Origin of the sequence: Rickettsia endosymbiont of Thecocarcelia acutangulata, assembly GCF_964263195.1 — a bacterium.
Taxonomy (GTDB): Bacteria; Pseudomonadota; Alphaproteobacteria; order Rickettsiales; family Rickettsiaceae; genus Rickettsia; species Rickettsia felis.
Map to the genome: position 1 here is coordinate 1228904 of NZ_OZ181652.1, position 18574 is coordinate 1247477.

Genomic DNA, 18574 nt, shown 5'->3' on the forward strand with positions numbered 1-18574 from the left:
CTTTTTTCCTAAGCCTAATAATAAGCCAAAATACGGAAAAATATTAAAGATAATATATGATAAAGATTATATCACACCTAATAAAAGTAATAAAATAACCATCAATGATATAATTCACAAGAAATTTTAAGTGCAATAAAGATGATTAATCTAGAAATAAAATCTAATATAGATGCACTTAAAACAGAAATAGATAAAATATGGAATAAAGAAAAAGATACAATATTTGATCCATCTAAAAATCAAAAATTAGTACAATTAATAAAAATCCTAAATGATTCTCAAACTAGAGACAATAAAGACAAGACTATAGCAAATTTTCTTAAAGTTAGTGATGAATTATATTCTATTTTGCAAATTTCAAAACCGGAAGATAGTTTAAATTCTCTTATAAATTATTTGAAATATTTTTCCAATATCAATAATTTTCAAGAGAATTCAAATTTAATTAATTTTTCAGAGTGGTTTGATAATTTATTTAGCGATGTAGCAAGCTATAATATAAATGCAGAATTACTAGTAGCTTTCATAGCAATGATAGAGAGTACTAAAGATTCGTTTCTTAAAAAATTAAATGAAACTGTTCAGAACTTTTATAATAACATAAAAACTAACAAAACTTTAGATACTGCAGAAGTTAATGATATATTTAAGCTAAGAGAATTTTTAACAAGAATTAAAACCGCTAATATAAAAAATTTAGAAGATATTAAAACTAACTTAAAATCAAATTTAATAAATTTATCTTTGAATTTATCTATAGATAAAAATATTACTAATTTACAAAAACTAATAAATCCCATCAATGAAGAAGATGCTAAATCGCTATGGGAATATATTGCCGGTTCTATAACAGAAATTATTAAAGACGAAGATATAAATATAGTAATCTATAATAAGCTACTTATTTCTAAAATACTTCCACAACAAGAGATAGATACTTATAATAAGTTAGAGACATTATTAAAAGATGCTTATGACAACATGTCTAAAAAACATAAGGAAGAACAATTATTAAAAAGCACCTATGAAGATACCAAAGAATATAAAGAAGAACAATTTTTTAAGCATCAATTAGCTGAAATTTATTGCCAAAAAGCCAAAATCTCCACAATAACGCCGAATCAATCAATAAAGTTATATAAAAAAGCTGCCGAACTTGGCTCTGTTAAAGCAAATATAGAACTCGGAGCTATAGAACTCGCTAAGAAGAATTATTCTGAAGCTCTCAAATATTTAACACTTAACTCCCGATGCAACCGGCGTATTAAAAGCTTTTGAAAGCTTAATCAATACTCATAAATCAGAAATAATAAGCAAAATACCACAGGGTGGTATCGAAGATATAACAAAATTATCTTTAGTATTAACTGAAGCATATTTAGAACAAGCAAAATATTTTAAGAGTAAGGGGCTAACAAAGTTAGCAGGAGATGCACAAGAATTAACAAGAATAGCATTTTTAGATATTATAACGGCAACAATAACCATAGATGAATATAACAATAATATAATATTACATAACCTTTATAAATATCTAAGTACTTTATACTCCTCTCTTGATACTCAGCTTAAATTTAATAAAATAGCCGCAAAATATAAAGATTTTACTCAACAATTTAATAATACGGGAAAAGATGAGAACCCATATCTACTTAGCCTTAAGGATATACCTAACGATTATAATGAAGATTCTAGCAATATGTTAGGTGCTTGTTATAATTCCTCAGAGTATCCTCAATGAGAAAAATTTAATATCTCTTAATACAATTTTTATAGACAAGTAGAAATGTAGTGCTAGTATAAAAATAGCTATATTTAACGATGAATTAGATTATGACAAATAATCAATTTTCCGAAGATACCAAAAAAATCGCCGATCAAATAAAAGATGCATTAATGGGTATTAGTGACGATCTTGTACTTGAGAGTAAAGAGGTGGAGGAAATTTTTGAAGAATTAAGCCAAAATGAAGAGTTTGAGTATGAGATAGAGCGGATACTTGCTATCTTAAACGAACAAACTATGGATTTAACTCAACTGCAAAGCCGAATTATCTTATTAATCCGTAAGTATTTAGGTAAAACTAAAAACTTAAAGCTTAAAATGGATGAGAAGCTCATTAACAAGAACGTTGCCGAAGTCAGTAATTATTTAATGCATCAACATTCTAAAATCGTTAGAGACGCTAATAAAAACCTTGCAAACCCAAAAGATAAATTACAAGGTATAACCAAACAAGCTAGAATGGACTTAAAGCGTTTAATAAAGAGCTTTGCCGTTTATCAAGTTTATATGTTTATGAACCCAAAAAGAATAGCAGGCGAAACAAAGCTAATGAACTTCGCCTATAATATGATCAGAGGGGGAATGAAACTCGCTAAAAAATATGAAGGCGGCAAGGAAAAAGACATTAAATCATATTCACCTAGACTTATTAAAAAACTTGAAAAAGCTCATGCCGGCTTTAAAAAAAGTGGCGGTATATCAATTTAACTATTGTATCTTTTTATAAAGAGCTTATAATAAACTAACATTAATATTATGATAGGTATCAAGCTTTCAACTTAAATTATTCATGTAAACTTAATATTTCGGAACTAATAACTTGGGTACATCTTGGCTGCAGTACTCAAGAAAAACACCATGCTCAACCTGTAAAAATTAACATACAACTCTTTCTATCAACTCCTCCGCCTGCTACTATAACGGATAATATAAACGATACTGTTTGTTATGCAGAAATCGTACGACTAGTACAAAAACTTTCTCAAGAAAATCACTTTAATCTTATCGAGTATTTAGCCGCACAAATATATGATATTATTTATCAAAATTTTATCGAATCTAAATTAGAAAAGATTTTTCTAAACGTAACCGTTACTAAATTAAAATCACCGGTTTCAGGAGTGCATGGCGGAGTTTCTTTTTCTTATTCCGGAAAGGATATATACTACAAGTCAATGAAGAGTTGGGTAGACGAAGCTCAATTTGAAAAAGAGCAAGGAGATTGTAAGCCGAGGAACGGAGCGTATAATAATACGTGAGTACCGAAGGACTTACAAAGCGACGAAGCCAATTTTTCAAATTCAGCGAGTATACTATGATTTATATTTCTATAGGCAGTAATTTAGGTAATAGACTTTTAAATATTAAAAAAGCTCTAAATTTACTAAAAAGCTGTGGTTTTATATTGCTTAAGCAATCTATTATTTTTGAAACACAAGTTATTCTACCACCTAATGCAGATAAAGCTTGGAATAAGTCATATTTAAATATGGTGGCACAGGGTAAAAGTACTTTAACGCCTAGTAAACTTCTAATTGAGCTTAAAAAGATTGAAAAACAACTAGGTCGAGCAAGTTCTTACGATAAATGGTCTCCAAGAGTTATTGACTTAGATATCCTACTTTGGAGTAATTGCCATATAGATTTGCCTGATTTAAAAATACCGCATCCTGAATTATTAAACAGACCGTTTCTTATTCATCTAATTGCAGGTTTAAGTTTGGAATGTCGTTATTCATGTCCGACTAATAATTTTTACAACAATAAAACCTTTGCAGAAAGAGCACATTTAATTGAGAATCAAGGAGTTATACGCTCTCTTGTTTTAAATCCTCAATTTGTCGGTATTTTAAATATTACTCCTGATTCTTTTTCTGATGGAGGATTAAATTTTCATAAAGAAGATGCCGTTAGAAATTTTGTACGCTTGATAAATGAGGGGGCTACAATAATTGAGCTTGGATCACAATCAACACGTCCTTCTGCTTTAATTATTACTGAAGACGAAGAATATGCAAGGCTTGTGAATGTTCTTGAAGAGCTTAGGGAAGTTATAAAGGAAAAAGAAGTTATAGTCAGTATTGATAGTTTTACTCCTGAAGTAATTAAAAATGTTTTAAAAAAATACCCTATTTCCTGTATAAATTTGGTTAAAAATAATCTAGATAATTATACATTACGATTAATTGCCGATTATAATTGTAAAATTATTACTATGCACTCATTAACCGTTCCACCGCAAAAACAAAAATGTCTTGATTTCGATAACTCTCCGCTTGCTAGCTTAAATATATGGGCAGAGCAAGAAATAACAAGATTAGAAAAATGTGGATTTGATAGAAAAAATATCATTCTTGATCCTGGAATTGGTTTTGGAAAATCCGTTTATCAAAATTTATATATATTACAACATATTAAAAAATTTAAAAATCTAGGATGTGAGATATTGGTAGGACACTCACGAAAATCTTATATTTCTGCTTTTTATAATTCCAAAGCATCGGAAAGAGATTTAGAAACAATAGCAATATCAAAATATTTAACAGAGCATGGAGCTGATTATTTACGAGTGCATAATGTTATAGAGCATCAAAGATTTTTTGTAACAGACCATATGATTAAACATTCATCTCATGAAAAATAGAAAAATCATCGGTATAATGGCATGTGACCCACAAGGGGTGATAGGTAATAAAGGTCAGATGCCTTGGTCTTATACTAAGGAGTTTGAATATTTTTATCAGACGGTAAAAAATAATATTATAGTCATGGGACGAAAAACCTTTGACTCTATACCTGCAAAGATTTTAAAAAATTGTATTTGTATTGTTTTTTCAAGAAATACACCGTTACAATCTTATAATAATAGAACTCTTCGGAAACTCGCTTATAGGGAGGAATTTGAAGGAGACACTTCACTGCGAACCGCAGCGTACACAAGCGTAAGTGAGGATTCGAGTACCGGATCGACATATAAATTACCCCTAGAAGTAGAGTATCCGAAGAGTTCTATTATATTTTTTATTAAATCTTTAGATGATTTTTGGCGGGTAATAAAACCTTTTACTGATAAGAAAATTTTTATGGTTGGAGGGGCAGAAATAGCAACTCTTTTCCTAGAACAAAATCTTATTGATGAATTTTTACTTACAAAAATAAATAAAAATTATGATGGAGATACTTTTTTTCCTATTGATTTTCTAGCAGGATGGCATTCGGTAATAATAGACAAGACAAATGATTATCAAATTTACAAATTCATTAAATAAAGAGGTAAGATGAAATTTTTAGAACAGCTTAATATAGATCTTGAACAATATAACCTTTTAAATCATCCATTTTATCAATTATGGAATATGGGAACACTTACTCATTCTACTTTACAAATTTACGCAAAAGAATATTATCATCACGTTACAGCTTTCCCACGTTATATAAGTGCAATACATTCCAAATGTAGTGATATACAAGCTAGGCAAATATTACTTGGTAATCTTATAGAAGAAGAACAAGGCGAAGAAAATCATCCGGAACTATGGAAACGTTTTGCTGAAGGGCTTGGATGTTTAAGAAGCCAGCTCACTTCAGAACCTAAATTAAACTCAACTCAAAAACTTGTTCAAGGTTATTTTAACTTAACAGAGAAATCTTTTTCTATAGGTCTTGGAGCACTTTATGCTTATGAGCGTCAGACTCCTGAAGTATCTGACTCTAAAATTCAAGGGTTACAAAAATTTTATGGAATTTCAGATTACAGAACTTTACAATTTTTCATTGTTCATAGTAAAGTTGATCAATGGCATACACAAGAATGTGCAAATTTGATTAATAATTTAAGCTCAAAAGAACAAAAATTAGTATATCAAGGAGCGATAAAAGGTGCAAAACTACTATGGCAATTTCTAGACGGTATATATACTCGGTGAATTTCAAAAATTGGCTACGTCGTTCTACAAGATCTGCGGTACTCACGTATTAAGTATACGCTCCGTTCCTCGCCTTGTGAACTCCTTGCTCTTTTTGAAATTGACCTTCGTATACCAACTCTTCATTTACTCGAAGTATAAATATAGCGCATCATTAACTATTATTCTCTTTCATAAAATGAAAAATATCTTCCTACATTCCTTAACTCTTGAAAATTATCGTAATTTTAAAAACCTTGAACTAAAAACAGATAATACCCCAATAATTTTAATAGGTGAAAACGGTAGTGGTAAAACTAATATTTTAGAAGCTATATCACTATTTTATCCATGCAGGGGCTTGCGATCAGCAAAACTTGCCGATATATGCAAGGCTTCAGAAGATCAGTGTCTAGTTAAAGCTCTATTGCAAAGCAAATTAGGGCTTGCAGAATTTACCACACAATTTAAACGTAGCTCTAATAGAAGAATAACCGAGTATAACGAAAGTAAAATAGCCAATAATGAGTTAAGTAAATTTACCAGCATGGTATGGCTGACTCCGCAAATGGAAGGTATCTTTACAAGCGGTAGTAGTGATAGAAGAAAATTTCTTGATAGAATAGTTTATAATTTTGATTCAAAGCATGCAGAATTAGTTAGTAAATATGAATATTACATGTATGAGAGAAATAAAATTCTAGCAGAAGATATAAGAGATGATAATTGGCTGAAAATCATCGAAGAAAAAATGGCTGATATGTCTAGTCATATTGCTAATAATCGTTTAAAAACCCTAGAATTTATGCAGCAAGCAATAGATGAACTTGAAAATGAATTTCCAAAAGCCGATTTATCGATTGACGGCATTGTTGAACAAAAAATATTAGACGGCGAAGAAAATATTGTTAATTTTATTACTGCAGAACTTTATCAAACAAGAAGCAAAGATAAACTACTTGGTCGCACTAGTTTTGGAGTTCATAAAAGCGACTTTTTAGTAAAGCATCAAAAGAAAAATATCTTAGCCAAATTCTGTTCTACCGGTGAACAAAAAGCTATATTAATTGCAATAATCCTTGCTGAAATGAATTATGCTATAAAGTTAACTAAAATAGCACCGATTTTACTTTTAGACGAGGTTTTTGTGCATCTAGACGACAAAAGACGAAGGTATTTAATCGAATTTTTTACCGGTTTAAACATGCAGCTATGGGTTACCGCTACCGATCTAGAGGGAATAGAAAATTTTGCAAATAAAGCCCAATTGATTAAATTATAATTTAGTTTGTACAAGAATGTCATTCCCAATCAGATTCACAAGAAAAATTTACTATATCATCATTAATTTTAACAGTGCCTCTTAAATAGCCAAAATAACTTTTTTTATTTTCTTTAGTATCAATCTCTAGAAGTACTATCTTATCGACCGGCAATTTTTTTTTGGTTGTAATAAAAGAAGTATGTTTATTTTTGGTAGAAGATATTTGAACATTACTATTTTTCATAATATGAATAAAATTAATATTTACCTTAAATTATTAGTATGACCACTAAAATAAGTTATATAGTAATTTAAAAGTTTTTGTATGTAAAATCTATTGCTTAATCTTTTAAAACTCCTTAGAATTATTTTTTTATTTAAGAACAATATATGACAAAACAAGCTAATAAAATATCCTACGATGAAGTACCTTACTCTCCATTTACTTTCAGTTATACCTCCCCACCGTATTTAAGAACTATCGGTAAGCTATTTGGACTAAACCCTCCGCCTCTTGAAACTGCTAAAGTACTTGATATCGGTTGTGGAGTTGGTGTTAATCTGCTTAACTTTGCTGAAACATATCCTAAATCACAATCTCTAGGTGTTGACTTATCCAAAACACAAATAGAATTAGGTAAAAAAATTATCAGTGATTTGAAAATAAAAAACGCCGAACTAAAAGCATTATCTATATTGGACCTTGATGAGTCATACGGTAAGTTTGATTATATAGTTTGTCACGGCGTATATTCGTGGGTGCCTAAAGAAGTACAAGATAAAATACTTGAAGTCTATAATAAACTGCTAAATCCAAACGGTATCGCTTTCGTAAGCTATAATACGCTGCCTGGCTGGAATATGCAGAGAACTATACGTGAAATGATGATGTTCCATTCAGAGCTATTTAATACTAGCCACGATAAATTACAGCAAGCTAGATTACTTTTAAAGTTTATCAATGACTCATTAGAAAGTTCTACAACTCCTTATTCTAATTTCCTACGAGATGAAACAAAATTATTATTCGCATATACGGACTCGTATGTATTACATGAATATTTAGGCGAAATTAATACAGGTACATATTTTCACCAATTCATAGAAAAAGCTCAAAAAAATCATCTAAATTACTTAGGTGATACGTCGATTACTGCAATGTTTATCGGTAATTTACCGGCTAAAGCAGCAGAACAACTACAAGCTGTTAACGATATTGTCCGTACAGAGCAATATATGGATTTTATCACTAATAGAAAATTCCGTTCGACATTATTATGTCATCAAAACATACCTATAAACAGAAAAATTGAATTTAATAATTTAAAAGGGTTTTATACTAGCCTTAATATTAGACCGGTAACTCCAGAAAAAGACGTTGATTTAACTAACGAGCAGGAAAATATTAGCTTCTATTACGAAAATTTATCTGATCCTTTTATTTCAACCACTTCACCTATTATGAAAGCTATTTTATATGTATATGCTGAAAATATTAGCAATCCGATAAGCTTAGAACAAGTAGCAAAAGAAGCTTTTAAAAAGCTTGGTAAATATCAATTACAAGATTTCTTAGCAGCATTAGAACAGCATTTTATCACATTCATTTTTCAAGGTTATCTAAAAATATTTGAGACCAAGCCGCATGCTATAGCAACTATCACCGAAAAACCCAAAACTAGCGAGTTTGCAAGATACCAAGCAAAACAAGCACATTTTAATAATGTAACTAGCGTGTTTAGCGTCACTAATAGACTTAACGATATGGTAGGTATACCGATACATGAAAAATATATTTTAGAAATGTTAGACGGTACGCATAATATTGATGATATTAAGAAAGGCGTTCTTGAAAAAATTAATTCAAAACTTTTAACCGCTCGTGACGATAAAGGGCAAGAAGTAACTGATCCAAAACTATTAAAAGAATTTGTTGACTATGTAGTTACTGCATCCCTTGAGAAATTTCGGATGAACTATCTGTTAGTAGGGTAATTAAAATGTTCATGGTCAAGTCTGCTTTGTTGCTTGGACCGGTAATGCTCTTTATGTCATTCCTGCAAAAGCGGCATTGTTGCATGGCTCAACTTCACTCTTGTCATCCCGTGATTTATTCACGGGATCCAGTTAAAAATACTAATAATTTTAGTATTTTTGGTTGTTTTACTGGATATTGTGGACAAGCCACGGTATGACAGCGAGGGCATTTTTTGAGCCATGCAACAAGACCTCCTCACAATGACAAAAAATATACTCCGAAGTAAAATGAAGAATCGGTAGACGAAGGTCAATTTCAAAAAGAGCAAGGAGTTCACAAGGCGAAGATCGCAGCGTATACTTAATACGTGAGAACCATAGCTCTTGTAGAACGACGTAGCCAATTTTTGAAATTGACCGAGTATATCTATGCTACTAATTTTTCACGTAATACTTCAACTAACTTATTAATTGCTTCGGTTGGGTGGATGTTTTCAAGGATAGCAAGCTCGCCTGCGAGTCTATTTAAAGCTGATTCGTAGAGTGTTCTTTCACTGTAAGAACGATCATTATCAACATTTTTATGTAAGTCCCGTAATACTTCGGCTATGGCTACAATATTACCTGAGTTAATTTTGCCTTCATATTCTTGGGCTCTTCTACTCCACATTCTATTTCCTTGTTTTGGTTTACCTTGAAGAGTTGAATATATGACATCTAAATCTTTTCTGCTTGCAACCGCTCTAAGACCAACAACCGCAGCTCTACTAACAGGCACTTTTAATGTCATTTTATCTTGCGAAAAGGAAATTAAATATACTTTAATTTCAGTACCTGCAATAGTATGATATTCAATATTTGTTATTTCACCAACTCCATGTGCAGGATAGACAATTCTCTGCCCTATTTTAAACTCGGATTTTTGTTCGGTTTTATTTTCGGATTGTGTTGTATTTGCCATTATTAATTCCTCCGTAGTGGTTTTAGTGCCTAAGAACTTAATGTTAGACTATTATTTTCTATAGCATAGCACATTTTGCTTCTATTATAAAGTAGATATTTTTATTGAAATAAAATTGATACGCTTTTATTGTAGAGAAAGTTAATAGTTAAGGGAAAGTTATGCGAAGTATTTTTATCGTGCCGATATTTTTATTATTTTTGAGTAGTTGTTCAGAAGAAAAAACACAAAATAAGAACCAAGAAGAGAAACAAATAATAGAGCAGGAAACTCTGCAAAACAACAACACTTCTCAAGAAATAAATCAAGAAGCAGTAAATTCTGAAAATGCAGCTGAATCGATAGTACCTGCTAACGATAATAATCAGACTGATGAAGTATCAACGCCGCCTTCACAAGAACAAAAAAATCCTGAAATAAAACCTGTTAAAGTTACTTTTAAAGTTGATGATAATGATATGGTTCTCGGTAACAAAAAATCAAATGTTATAGTAGTCGAGTATTTTTCTCCTACCTGTCCGCATTGTGCTTATTATCATCAAACAATTTTTCCGGAACTTAAGAAAAAATATATCGATACTAATAAAATTGCATATGTGGTTCGTGAATTTATTGCTACAAAACAAGATTTAGACGCTGCAATTTTAGCCCGCTGCAAGGGTGATATAAATAGTTTTGTACAGTTTCATAATATTATATTACAACAACAAGATAAATGGGCATATAGCAATAAATACAGAGAATTATTAACTGATATAGGTCAGCTTGGCGGTGTTCCTCCGGAAGAATATAAGCAATGTTTAAATAGTGATAAAATTACTGAAACGCTAATTGCTAATACTAATTTTGTAGCAAAAGCACCAAAATTTATAGGCACTCCTTCTTTCTTCGTTAACGGAGTACAAACCGGAAATTATAGTATAGATAGTATTTCTACGGCAGTCGATAAAGCTTTAGAGGAGCAGAAAGAAAAAGCAAAAAATGAGATGAGTTTGTAATTTAATACGGTCGTCATTGCGAGCGACTAAAAGAAGAGTGGATCAGTTTTCCCGTCATTGCGAGGAAATTACGAAGTAATTGACGAAGCAAGGAAGAAAAAAAATTCTTATTTACAGAATTTTTTTAATTATTTCCTGGATTGCCGCGTCGCCTACGGCTCCTCGCAATGACGGAGATAAATTAATGAATACGGAAAAACTAAAAGATATCAAAGCAAGAATTAAAGAGTTAAAAACTCCTAAGTTTTCTAATCCTAAAATTCGGCAAGAAATTAGCCCGTTCACTATCGCTGTAGATTTAGTTTCAGGTACAATGGTAGGTGTCGTAATTGGAATATTTACGGATAAATTTTTTAATTCTAAACCATTATTTCTTATTATATTTACAATAATAGGAATGATTGCCGGCTTTAACATTATAATGCAGAAAATAAGGAAATGACTCATAGCCCTTTAGCACAATTTGATATCAAAAAATTGATAGACATCAAAATGTTCGGTTTTGACGTCAGCTTTACTAATTCGAGTATCTATATGTTACTTGCTAGCATCTTAGCTCTAACTTATTTTTACTTAGCTTTTTATAACCGGAAATTAGTACCTTCTAGATTACAAGTAAGTGCTGAAATAGTTTATAATCTTGTAGCTGATATGTTAAATCAGAATATAGGAGTAAAAGGACACAAATTTATTCCGTTAGTTTTTAGTTTGTTTATTTTTATTTTATTCTGTAATTTACTTGGTATGACACCTTATAGCTTTACTGCTACTAGTCATATTATCGTTACTTTTACCTTAGCAATTCTAGTATTTTTAACGGTCACTATAGTCGGTTTCGTAAAACACGGCTTACGTTTTTTAACTCTTTTTTTACCACACGGTACTCCTTTATGGTTAGCACCGTTGATGATAGTAATTGAACTGTTTACATATTTAGCAAGACCGGTTAGTTTATCATTGCGACTCGCCGCTAATATGATGGCGGGACATGTTTTATTAAAAGTAATAGCCGGTTTTACCGTTTCATTAATGATTTACTTGAAATTTCTGCCAATCCCTCTTATGGTGATACTAATTGGGTTTGAAATTTTTGTTGCAATACTTCAAGCTTATATTTTTACTATTTTATCTTGTATGTATCTTAATGATACTATTAATTTACACTGATGCGAATAGCGGATTATTACATAATTCGCTATTCGGTTAGTAATAATTTATATACCTTGAGTAAATGAAGAGTTGGTATACGAAGCTCAATTTGAAAAAGAGCGAGGCGTTTTGAAGCTTTTAACCGCAGCGTACATACTAGTACGTGAGGATTAAAAGCAAAAAATAACGAAGCCAATTTTTTAAATTGAGCGAGTATATATTTATTTTTTGATTAATTAAAAGTTAGGTTTTTTATGGATATGGTTTCTTTAAAATTTATTGGTATAGGGCTTATGGCTATCGGCATGTACGGTGCGGCTCTAGGTGTTAGTAATATATTTAGCTCTCTACTTAGTTCAATAGCACGAAACCCTTCAGCTGCAGAAAACTTACAAAGAATGGCTCTGATCGGTGCAGGTCTTGCTGAAGCAATGGGACTTTTTTCCTTTGTAATTGCTATGTTACTTATTTTTTCTTAAAATTCATTTTTAAATAAGATGCCTCAATTTGATATTGCTAACTATTATTCACAAATTTTTTGGCTTATCGTTACTTTCGGCTTATTGTATATCTTTGTTTATAAATTTATCACTCCAAAAGCCGAAGAAATTTTTAATATTAGACAGACAAATATTCAAGATAATATTACGCAAGCCGATAATCTAGCCCTAGAAGTAGAAAAGCTAAATAAATATTATAACGAGGAAATAGACAAAACAAATACCGAAATAGATAGGCTAAAAAAAGAAAAAATAGACTCTTTAGAATCAGAATTTTTAATTAAAAAAAAGAATCTAGAGCAGGATTTAAAAAACTCTATAAATCAAAATATTGAAGATATAAATTTAGCTGCTAAGCAATTTAGAACTAATAAAAGCGAAGCAATCTTAAAGCTCGCAGTTAATATTATTGAAAAAATAGCCGGAACTAAAGCAGATATGAATTTACTACAAAATATAAAAGTAAAATAATGAATTTCCTAGATGAAAGCTTTTGGCTTGCCGTTAGTTTTGTAATTTTTGTATATTTAATTTATAGACCGGCAAAAAAAGCCATTTTAAATTCTTTAGATGCTAAGATTTTAGAAATCCAAGAAAAAGTTCTAAAAGCTGAAAAGTTAAAAAAAGATGCTGCTTTGCTCTTTGAACAAACCAACGCACAAATACAAAAATTAGAAACTTTATGCTCTCAAATGATAGAAGAAAGCAATGAAGTTACAAAAAAAATCATTCAAGAAAAAACTAAAGAAATTGAAGAATTTTTAGAGCATAAAAAATCTGATGCTATACAGTTAATTCAAAACCAAAAATTAACTGCAAGTAAAGAGCTACAAGATGAATTTAGTGATGAAGTGATAAAACTTATCTCCGAATATTTTCAATCAGCTAAATTTTCAGAAAGCAATATCGCTAAAAATTTAATGGATAAATCTGATTTCCCTCAGGAGGAGGATAAATCTACATAGCCACGCTAAAACTGCAATAATTGAGATTTAATCTTACATTTAGTAAAATAAGATAAATATTAAATGGAGGATTAGAGATGAATCTAAATCAAAAAATAATAAAGCCAAAAATAGGATTACTAGAATTAGCTAAGAGTCTTGGTAGTATATCGTCCGCCTGTAAAGCAATGGGATACAGCAGTGACAGTTATTATAGGTTCAAAGAGCTATATGAAACTGGTGGAGAAGAGGCGTTATATGAGATTAGCAGGAAGAAGCCAATTATAGCGAATAGAGTTGAACCAGCAGTAGAGAGAGCAGTATTAGATATGGCAATAGAATACCCAGCCTTATGGTCAGATGAGAGTATCAAATAAGCTTAAAAAGACTGGTATTCTTGTATCACCTGGAGGAGTTAGATCGATTTGGCTACGTAATGATTTAAATAATATCAATAAAAGACTTAAAGCATTAGAAGCAAAGATGGCTCAAGATGTTATTGTTCTTACCGAAGCTCAGTTACAAGTATTAGAGAAACGGCGTAGCGAAAAAGAAGCCCATGGTGAGATTGATACACAGCATCCAGGTTATCTAGGATGCCAAGATACATATTATGTAGGTAATTTTAAAGGTATAGGCAAGGTATATTCTCAGGTATTTATTGATAGCTATACTAGGGTCGCAGATGCTAAATTATATACTGATAAAACAGCTCTTACCGCTGCTGACATGCTTAATGATAGAGTACTGCCGTGGTATGAGAGTCAGCAAATACCAGTGCTTCGTATTCTAACTGATAGAGGTGGTGAATATAAAGGAAATATAGAACATCATGCTTTTGAATTGTTCTTAAGCATTGAGGGCATTGAACATAACACTACTAAAGCATATTCTCCTCAAACAAATGGTATGTGTGAACGTTTTAATAAAACTATGAAGCAAGAATTATTTGATACGGCTATGCGTAAAAAGATTTATACTGATCTTGATGATCTACAACTTGACCTTGATATTTGGTTAGAACATTATAATAATGAAAGACCTCATTCTGGGAAATATTGTTATGGTAAAAATCCTATGCAGACCTTCAAGGATAGTAAGAAGTTAGCTGTTGAAAAGAATAATGAAATCTTATATCTTGAATACTCATCTGACAGTCATAACTTATCAGACATTCAGATATAATTTTTATAGTGCCTGTAAGATTAAATCTTAACCTCTACAGTGAATTTAGTATTATTATAGGGCGTATTTTTCCAACTTCATTTATTTTAGCAGGATCAAGCCTAGCTAAATAAATACCACCGCGTGTTAATATTTCTTTTTGTTCCACCATTTTTCCTTTTCTTCTAGTAATTCTGAATTTAAGTTTTCAGTAATTTCTGCCGTTTCTTCTAGATATTTTTTAGATTTTTTCATTGCATTAAAGCTTTTTATGATATCGTCTTGTTCAAATTGAGATTGAAGATTATCGAGTTCATGTATAATGGCTTGACGAATAAATGCTGTTCTAGATAATCCTAGCTTTTTAGCAATTTCATTAATAGCTTTAGCTATATTATCGGGTAGAGTAATAGATAAGCTTGTCATATCATTTTTTATATATAATTTTATATTAAATATAATACTAAATTTTTATAAAAGCAATAGCTCATAATTCCCTAACCGGTTTTAGCACTAGCTTTTTGTTACTAAAGATATTAATTTTAGAAAAGAAGCTGCTTTTTGGTTTTTTAAAATCACGTTTATAATATTCACCGGTAACAGCATTATAGCTAGTAATTAAAGAAGATATAACTTCGTTATAATATATTTTATAAAGGTCATGCATAGTTTCTTTGGTGGTTAAATATCCCCATTTTACGGCTTGTTGCGGTACTCTAGCGAGTGCCTCAATGCAGGCTATGGATTCTTCAATTTCAGGGTTTTTATTTTTATACACGTCAGCTGAGGGCGATAAATTAGCTTGCATATCTTTAAACATAGCATCAATCATTAATGCCATATATTTGTCGGTTTTAAATTTTTTTACAAATATTAGGTTATTCCTACTGCTATAATTTAAAAGCCGAAATTTATATATAAAAATCATGAATTTTATAGCATAAACTTTTAAGCCACTAACTTTATTTGCATTATAAAACTTAAGCTTCGTTTCATATTCTAGCTGCTTTTTCAGACCCGCTTTAAGGAGCTTACTAAACAAATTATGACAATGTATTATATCATTTTTTCTAGCAATTCGTACTTTATCGGTAGCTTTAGTACCGGAAAAATTAGCCGAATGGCGAGTTATTTGCTTGCCTTTATCATCTCTTTTTATATCGGCAAAATGCCCAAGCTCTTGGGCTGCGATAATCTGAAGCCTAGCAACAGCAGGACAGCCATTACCGTACATAGGATAGTCTTTATTGTTTTCAGCAAAAGGATTACCGCCGCATGAAACAAAAATAGCTACGTCCTTGCCGTTAGTGCTTTGCATACCGCTATTACCGCCTACTCGTTGCCAGCTAACCATATCCATCATATCGCCGATATTATGCGAATAGGTGAGAAATACTTCCGTCTTATTAAGCAGAAGCCATCTTATTACAATCGGATGAGCCGACTGAACAAAAAGACGTGCCAGCATTTCGGTTACTTCTTTCTTAACCGGCTGCAATTTTTGTATTTGCTTTTTTAAATTGTCAAAAATTGATTTTATTTTCTGATCTGAAGCGTAATTTTTGTATAAATTTTGAAAAAGCTTGGTAGTTTCAGGAATTAAATGCGGGCTTGTTAGTTCTTCTTTACTAACCATTAAGCTTATATTAAGAGCAGGCTCGGTAAACCTTGCAAAATTGCAGCAATCATCGGTGTCTATACGTAATTTACCGGACTTAATTAATTGCATCGCCAAATGCTCATACTCTATTTCCATGTCCTGCTTATAGATAGCAGGAACATAGTCTAGAATGTGGTATATGCTAGTCATTAGACCTCTTCAGAAACTCTACTTCTAGGGGTAATTTGTACGTCGATCCGGTACTCGAATCCTCATGTACTAAAGTGTACGCTGCGGTTCTGCGTTCCGTGTCTTCTTCAAATTCCTCCCTATAAGCGAGTTTTTGAAGAAGTCTATTTTTAAAGTTTAGTGGTGTTATCTTCTACAATACCTATTGGTAGTACATCATAATTTTCATCCATATTTAAAGGTAGTGTTAATAAGTCAAGTACAACTTCAGGTGCAGGTACGGGTTTAAATTCTTCTGCGACTCTAAGGTCTACAACGACATCTACCTTAGAGAATACTTTGTCAAAGCAGCCTATAAAAAATTTATCCGATGATGTTAATTTTATTGCATCTAGTGCTTTTTGTCTATCATCTTCATTTTTAATACATGTGTTAATTGCCTCTTTCCTAAAAAATAAATGAGGATAATCATTGAAAATTTTTGTAATTAGCTCGGGCTGTTGCTCACTAAAATATTCGAGACATGCCTTATTACCATATCTAAATATTTTATATGCTAAAAATAAGACAAAACAACCTTGTTCTTCTTCAGTAAATTTATCAGCAAAATATTTTTGATTAAAAAAATCTTCAACCCCTCTTTTGATGCTGGTTGAAGAAAACCCTATTTTTTCCAAAAGTGGTTTTGAGAAATCAACTGAAAAGCGAGATATTTTTACACTTCGCAGCTGCCCGCTTTTTGCTTTCTCGGTTATTATTTCAGATTCAGGTACTTGCTTTTCCATTTGCCATAAATCATTTTCTACAGTACCGGGAGTAGTTTTTCTTATCTCCTCCCATGATATACTTAATCCCTCTTTTGCAGTAGTTATAATTTGGTTTAACAATGATTTAGAATTCTTTAATATATTCTCTGCATTATGATACATATAACCAATCAAAGAAATAGCATCTTGAAGTGCTAATTTTTCCATAGGATTACTATTCATTTCGTCGGTATTATTAGTATCATAACGAAAAAAATTACCTTGCAACGGCAGTTTAGTCGTAAAGAAATTACTGAAATCTGTCCCATTAGTTTTTTTGATTTCTGCACTCCTTAAATTAGCAAAAAATAAAGCTAATCTCTGTAAATATTGTTCTATAGATACGGTCATATTAGATTGTTTATTAATCATTTTACAAAATTTAGTAAGTACATCTACTAGCTTTTTTTCTTCCTTAGAGTTAAATATATTATCCCCGGCATCATGCAGAACTGCTATTAAAGCAGTGGCAATAGGACTTAAAAAAACCGGACGCTGCTATGTCGCCAAGATAACAAACCCATTTCACCCAAGAAGAGGCACTTATACGTTCCAAATGCCCCGAATCAGGAACTACTAAGCCGCTACTTACGGCACTAGCAGCAATACATACATTGTGTAAAGCCATATTAAAATGTTTATAATATTCTTCTAATTTAGGATTAAGGACTTGCAATTCTTTAATTTGGTTGTTTATATCTGCAATAAGCGAGATATTTGCAGATGCTAACATTTTTTTCATGTCTGCAATAGTTAGCTCTATGTCTGTAACCTTGTGTTCAAGTGTAGTTACTCTGCTTGCTAGCATTACTACTGATTTCGCCAACTCTTCGTTATTGTTGCTTTTATTAAGTGCAATTAATTGACTCTTAGATAAATCATTTTCTCTCGGTAGCAGCGGTGAATTAGTAGTTTTATTAGGTTCTGGGGGTATTTGACTGAGAATTCTCTGAAATTCTTCCTCATGCTCCGGGCAAGGTGTATATTTGATAAGTACAGTACCAGCTTCGCTTAATTTGCCTGCTTTCCAAAAAGCTTTTCCTAATAAAAAATCAGTATTTTTAGGCTTAGATGTATATTGAGCTGCTTGTCGTAATGAAGCTACTGCTTTAAGATAAAGGGGTTGTTGCTCAGTTATATTATTAGTATGCTCTCCCCAATATAAGTAAGTGAAGCCTTCATAATAATAGGCATGTAGAAAACCTTTATATTGTTTAATTAAGGTAAATATCTTAAGTGCTTCTTTATATTCGCTTTTACTTAAAAACTCTCTTCCTTCAGAGATTAACTGGTCTACTATCTCTTTCATATTCTAATCTATTATTAGTT

Annotated in this window: 20 protein-coding genes and 2 pseudogenes; 15 read left to right on the forward strand and 7 right to left on the reverse strand. The window is 31.3% G+C overall.

The window, feature by feature from the left end; all coding sequences use genetic code 11:
• Positions 1-141 precede the first annotated feature (141 nt).
• The 7 genes from ACE38Q_RS06630 to recF all read left to right on the forward strand — a co-directional run bounded on the left by ACE38Q_RS06630 (position 142) and on the right by recF (position 6975).
• Positions 142-1281, forward strand: a complete 1140-nt coding sequence (locus ACE38Q_RS06630; RefSeq protein WP_500190653.1) for a hypothetical protein — start codon at positions 142-144, stop codon at positions 1279-1281.
• 555 nt (positions 1282-1836) lie between these two features.
• Positions 1837-2496, forward strand: a complete 660-nt coding sequence (locus tag ACE38Q_RS06635; RefSeq protein ID WP_500190656.1) for a DUF5394 family protein — start codon at positions 1837-1839, stop codon at positions 2494-2496.
• Between the two features lie 107 nt (positions 2497-2603).
• Positions 2604-3047, forward strand: a complete 444-nt coding sequence (locus tag ACE38Q_RS06640) for a dihydroneopterin aldolase (protein WP_500191367.1) — start codon at positions 2604-2606, stop codon at positions 3045-3047.
• Between the two features lie 56 nt (positions 3048-3103).
• Entirely contained in the window at positions 3104-4432 is a 1329-nt protein-coding gene (folP, locus tag ACE38Q_RS06645; RefSeq protein WP_500190658.1) for a dihydropteroate synthase, read from the forward strand.
• Complete coding sequence (locus tag ACE38Q_RS06650) at positions 4422-5057, forward strand: dihydrofolate reductase (protein WP_500190660.1); 636 nt, start codon at positions 4422-4424, stop codon at positions 5055-5057. Before folP ends, ACE38Q_RS06650 begins: the two co-directional genes overlap by 11 nt.
• A gap of 9 nt (positions 5058-5066) precedes the next feature.
• Positions 5067-5714: a CADD family putative folate metabolism protein gene (locus ACE38Q_RS06655; protein ID WP_500190662.1), complete on the forward strand. Its 648-nt coding sequence runs from the start codon at positions 5067-5069 to the stop codon at positions 5712-5714.
• Between the two features lie 178 nt (positions 5715-5892).
• Positions 5893-6975: a DNA replication/repair protein RecF gene (gene recF, locus ACE38Q_RS06660; protein ID WP_500190664.1), complete on the forward strand. Its 1083-nt coding sequence runs from the start codon at positions 5893-5895 to the stop codon at positions 6973-6975.
• Positions 6976-6994: 19 nt separating this feature from the next.
• Here the strand turns inward: recF and ACE38Q_RS06665 are convergent, their stop codons facing one another.
• A complete protein-coding gene (locus tag ACE38Q_RS06665) occupies positions 6995-7201 on the reverse strand; it encodes a type II toxin-antitoxin system Phd/YefM family antitoxin (protein WP_500190666.1) in 207 nt (68 codons plus the stop codon).
• Between the two features lie 146 nt (positions 7202-7347).
• Here ACE38Q_RS06665 and ACE38Q_RS06670 point away from each other — a divergent pair, with 146 nt between their 5' ends.
• Positions 7348-8952: a class I SAM-dependent methyltransferase gene (locus ACE38Q_RS06670; protein WP_500190668.1), complete on the forward strand. Its 1605-nt coding sequence runs from the start codon at positions 7348-7350 to the stop codon at positions 8950-8952.
• 409 nt (positions 8953-9361) lie between these two features.
• On the opposite strand, the gene ACE38Q_RS06675 is transcribed toward ACE38Q_RS06670, so the two are convergent.
• Positions 9362-9895 carry a CarD family transcriptional regulator gene (locus tag ACE38Q_RS06675; protein ID WP_500190670.1) on the reverse strand — a complete coding sequence of 178 codons (534 nt, stop codon included), beginning with the start codon at positions 9893-9895 and terminating at the stop codon, positions 9362-9364.
• A gap of 161 nt (positions 9896-10056) precedes the next feature.
• Here ACE38Q_RS06675 and ACE38Q_RS06680 point away from each other — a divergent pair, with 161 nt between their 5' ends.
• From ACE38Q_RS06680 to ACE38Q_RS06710, 7 genes and pseudogenes are all read left to right on the forward strand, one after another.
• The gene (locus ACE38Q_RS06680) at positions 10057-10893 is read left to right on the forward strand and encodes a DsbA family protein (RefSeq protein ID WP_500190673.1); all 837 of its coding nucleotides are present in this window, start codon (positions 10057-10059) and stop codon (positions 10891-10893) included.
• A 184-nt stretch (positions 10894-11077) separates the two neighbouring features.
• The gene (locus ACE38Q_RS06685; RefSeq protein ID WP_500190675.1) at positions 11078-11335 is read left to right on the forward strand and encodes an AtpZ/AtpI family protein; all 258 of its coding nucleotides are present in this window, start codon (positions 11078-11080) and stop codon (positions 11333-11335) included.
• Positions 11332-12060, forward strand: a complete 729-nt coding sequence (locus ACE38Q_RS06690) for a F0F1 ATP synthase subunit A (protein WP_500190677.1) — start codon at positions 11332-11334, stop codon at positions 12058-12060. Before ACE38Q_RS06685 ends, ACE38Q_RS06690 begins: the two co-directional genes overlap by 4 nt.
• Before the next feature lie 236 nt (positions 12061-12296).
• Positions 12297-12521 (forward strand): F0F1 ATP synthase subunit C, encoded by a 225-nt coding sequence (locus ACE38Q_RS06695; RefSeq protein ID WP_010420727.1) that lies wholly within the window; start codon positions 12297-12299, stop codon positions 12519-12521.
• Positions 12522-12539: 18 nt separating this feature from the next.
• Positions 12540-13013 (forward strand): F0F1 ATP synthase subunit B family protein, encoded by a 474-nt coding sequence (locus ACE38Q_RS06700; protein ID WP_500190680.1) that lies wholly within the window; start codon positions 12540-12542, stop codon positions 13011-13013.
• Positions 13013-13507, forward strand: coding sequence for a F0F1 ATP synthase subunit B (locus tag ACE38Q_RS06705; RefSeq protein ID WP_500190683.1), 495 nt, complete (start codon positions 13013-13015; stop codon positions 13505-13507). Before ACE38Q_RS06700 ends, ACE38Q_RS06705 begins: the two co-directional genes overlap by 1 nt.
• Before the next feature lie 77 nt (positions 13508-13584).
• Positions 13585-14671, forward strand: a pseudogene (locus ACE38Q_RS06710) (IS481 family transposase).
• A gap of 126 nt (positions 14672-14797) precedes the next feature.
• Here the strand turns inward: ACE38Q_RS06710 and ACE38Q_RS06715 are convergent.
• The 5 genes and pseudogenes from ACE38Q_RS06715 to ACE38Q_RS06735 all read right to left on the reverse strand — a co-directional run bounded on the left by ACE38Q_RS06715 (position 14798) and on the right by ACE38Q_RS06735 (position 18554).
• Entirely contained in the window at positions 14798-15076 is a 279-nt protein-coding gene (locus ACE38Q_RS06715) for a ribbon-helix-helix protein, CopG family (RefSeq protein WP_500190685.1), read from the reverse strand.
• A gap of 61 nt (positions 15077-15137) precedes the next feature.
• A complete protein-coding gene (locus tag ACE38Q_RS06720; RefSeq protein WP_500190687.1) occupies positions 15138-16460 on the reverse strand; it encodes a DUF2748 family protein in 1323 nt (440 codons plus the stop codon).
• Positions 16453-16629 carry a palindromic element RPE1 domain-containing protein gene (locus ACE38Q_RS06725; RefSeq protein ID WP_500191371.1) on the reverse strand — a complete coding sequence of 59 codons (177 nt, stop codon included), beginning with the start codon at positions 16627-16629 and terminating at the stop codon, positions 16453-16455. The genes ACE38Q_RS06720 and ACE38Q_RS06725 overlap by 8 nt, the downstream gene beginning before the upstream one ends.
• A pseudogene (locus tag ACE38Q_RS06730) lies at positions 16610-17136 on the reverse strand (hypothetical protein). The gene ACE38Q_RS06725 and the pseudogene ACE38Q_RS06730 overlap by 20 nt, the downstream one beginning before the upstream one ends.
• 551 nt (positions 17137-17687) lie before the next feature.
• The gene (locus ACE38Q_RS06735; protein WP_500190689.1) at positions 17688-18554 is read right to left on the reverse strand and encodes a tetratricopeptide repeat protein; all 867 of its coding nucleotides are present in this window, start codon (positions 18552-18554) and stop codon (positions 17688-17690) included.
• Between the last annotated feature and the right edge of the window lie 20 nt (positions 18555-18574).